At 63.1% G+C, this 2,966-nt stretch carries 4 protein-coding genes; all 4 read right to left on the bottom strand.

Annotated elements, in window-relative coordinates:
- Positions 1-221 (bottom strand): NADH-quinone oxidoreductase subunit J (locus tag EN906_RS29155; protein ID WP_206529197.1); only part of this gene is annotated, 221 nt, incomplete at its 3' end.
- A 239-nt stretch (positions 222-460) separates the two neighbouring features.
- Positions 461-952, bottom strand: a complete 492-nt coding sequence (nuoI, locus tag EN906_RS29150; RefSeq protein WP_023812382.1) for an NADH-quinone oxidoreductase subunit NuoI — start codon at positions 950-952, stop codon at positions 461-463.
- On the bottom strand, positions 952-1,995 hold the full coding sequence (nuoH, locus tag EN906_RS29145; protein WP_027034808.1) for an NADH-quinone oxidoreductase subunit NuoH: 1,044 nt from the start codon (positions 1,993-1,995) through the stop codon (positions 952-954). Before nuoH ends, nuoI begins: the two co-directional genes overlap by 1 nt.
- Before the next feature lie 2 nt (positions 1,996-1,997).
- Positions 1,998-2,966: molybdopterin-dependent oxidoreductase (locus EN906_RS29140; protein ID WP_164777438.1), on the bottom strand; the 969-nt coding region annotated here is incomplete at its 5' end.

The raw sequence follows: 2,966 nt of genomic DNA, 5'->3' as shown, positions 1-2,966 counted from the left end.
AACAGGAACAGCACCATCACCGCGCCGACATAGACGACGAGCAGGATCATCGCCAGGAACTCGGCCCCGGTCAGCATGAACAGGCCGGCGGCGTTGAAAAAGGTCAGGATCAGGAACAGCACCGAATGCACGGGGTTGCGCGACGAAATGACCATGAACGCCGAAGCCACCGCGACAAAGGCGAAGAGGTAGAAAAAGGCCGCCTCTAGTCCACTCAACATTGGGGATCCCCCGGGTTCCTGTACGAACAGGACGCTCGTCCTGTTTGTTGTCTCTGGCCTGGTTCCGCCTCCGGTTCCAAAGCCGCGTTGTCCTAGCCCATGTTCCGATCGGGTTGAAAGGCCCGATCGAAAGAAACATGGGCCACTCTGTATTCCGGAGCATGATCTGGTCCGAAAAGTCCGCAACTTTTCGGGATCATCCTCTGGACGAGGCCCCTGCCCCGCCCATGCGTCAAATATCAGCGGTAGGGCGAGTCCAGCGAGATGTTGCGCGCCAGTTCGCGCTCCCACCGGTCGCCATTCGCCAACAGCTTGTCCTTGTCGTAGTAGAGTTCCTCGCGCGTCTCCGTCGCGAATTCGAAATTCGGCCCCTCGACGATGGCGTCGACCGGGCAGGCTTCCTGGCAGAAGCCGCAATAGATGCACTTCACCATGTCGATGTCGTAGCGAACCGTGCGGCGCGTGCCGTCATTGCGGCGCGGGCCGGCCTCGATGGTGATGGCCTGCGCCGGGCAGATCGCCTCGCACAATTTGCAGGCGATGCAGCGTTCCTCGCCATTGGGATAGCGGCGCAGCGCATGCTCGCCGCGGAAGCGCGGACTGGTCGGCCCCTTCTCGTGCGGATAATTGATCGTCTCCTTCGGCGCGAAGAACTGGCGCATCGACAGGAAGAAGGCGCTGACGAAATCCTGCAGCAGCAGCGATTTGGCGGCTTGGGAAAGAGCGGACATCACGCAAACCCCGTGATCTTGAGGAAGGCCGCGGTGGCGACCACCATGAACAACGAGATCGGCAGGAACACTTTCCAGCCAAGCCGCATCAACTGGTCGTAGCGGTAGCGCGGCACGAAGGCCTTCACCATGGAGATGCCGAAGAACACGAAGCAGACTTTCAGCACGAACCAGATGACGCCCGGCACCCAGGTGAACGGCGCGAAGTCGAACGGAGGCAGCCAGCCGCCGAGGAACAGGATGGTGGCCAGCGCGCACATCAGCACGATGGCGACATACTCGCCGAGGAAGAACAGCAGGAACGGCGTCGACGAATATTCGACCATGTGGCCGGCGACCAGTTCCGATTCGGCTTCCACCAGATCGAAAGGCGGCCGGTTCGTCTCGGCCAGCGCCGAGATGAAGAAGATGATGAACATCGGGAACAGCGCCAGCCAGTTCCAGTCGAGGAAGGTGTTGGGCAGGCCAAGCCGCGTACCAATTCCATCATGCTGCGACAGCACGATATCGGTGAGGTTGAGCGAGCCGGCGGTGAGCAGAACGGTGACGATGACGAAGCCGATCGAGACCTCGTAGGACACCATCTGAGCGGCCGAACGCAGCGCGCCGAGGAACGGATATTTCGAGTTGGAGGCCCAGCCGCCCATGATCACGCCATAGACCTCAAGCGAGGAGATGGCGAAGACATAGAGGATGCCGACATTGACGTTGGCGATCGCCCAGCCCTGATTGACCGGAATGACCGCCCAGGCCGAGATCGCCAGCACGGCCGAGACCAGCGGCGCCAGCAGGAACACGCCCTTGTTGGCGCCGGACGGGATGACCGGCTCCTTGAAGACGAATTTCAGCAGATCGGCGAAAGCTTGCAGCGTGCCCCAGGGGCCGACGACGTTCGGGCCACGGCGCAGTTGCACCGCCGCCCAGATCTTGCGGTCGGCGTAGAGGATGTAGGCAACGAAAATCAGCAGGATAACGATCAGCACGACCGATTTCAGCAGAATGATCAGCGCCGGCAGCACGTAGAAGGAGAAGAAAGTGTCCATGCTTATTCCGCCGCCTGCTTGAAGCCGCTCTTGGCCAGTGCCGAGCATTCCGCCATCACGGCCGATGCCCGCGCGATCGGGTTGGTCAGGTAGAAATCCGTCACCGGCGAGGTGAAGGTGCCCTTGTTCAGCCGCCCGCCGAGCTTCGCCACCCCGGTGATGTCCTCGGCATTGCCCGCCGCGACCTGGTCGATACGGGCCAGATGCGGGTATTCGCCATAGAGCTTGGCGCGCAGCTGCGGCAGCGAATCGAACGGCAGTTTCTTGCCCAGCACATCCGACAGCGCCCGCAGGATCGCCCAGTCCTCGCGCGCCTCGCCCGGCGCGAAGCCGGCGCGGTTGGTCTGCTGCACGCGGCCTTCGGTGTTGACGTAGGTGGCCGACTTTTCCGTGTAGGCGGCCGCCGGCAGGATGACATTGGCGCGGTGCGCGCCCTGGTCGCCATGCGTGCCGATATAGACGACGAAAGCGCCGCCGGTCTTGGCCATGTCGATCTCGTCGGCGCCGAGCAGGAACAGGAGCTCCATTTCGCCCAGCATGCCGGCAACGTTTCTGCCGCCCTCGCCCGGCACGAAACCGAGATCGAGACCGCCGACGCGGCCGGCCGCGTTGTGCAGCACGGCAAAGCCGTTCCAGTCAGCGCGGGCAGCGTTTACGGCGGCGGCGAGCTTGGCCGCCTGTCCGAGCACGGCCGCGCCGTCGGCACGCGCCAGCGCGCCCTGGCCAACGATGATCAGAGGGCGTGTCGCCTTCTTCAGCGTCTGGAAGAACTTGCCGTTGCCGTCGGCCAAATCCTTCAGCGAATCCGGTCCGGCGCCCAGCTGTTCGTAGTCGTAGCGGGTATCGCCAACATCGCCGATGACGCCGACCGGCAGATTGCCGATCCGCCAGCGCTTGCGGATACGGGCGTTGAGCACCGAGGCTTCATAGCGCGGATTGGCGCCGATGATCAGCACCGCATCGGCCTGCTC

This window comes from Mesorhizobium sp. M7A.F.Ca.CA.004.06.1.1 (genome assembly GCF_003999135.1).
Lineage (GTDB): Bacteria > Pseudomonadota > Alphaproteobacteria > Rhizobiales > Rhizobiaceae > Mesorhizobium.
Note: the sequence above shows the minus strand (reverse complement) of the source record. Positions and strands in the feature narration are given on the sequence as shown.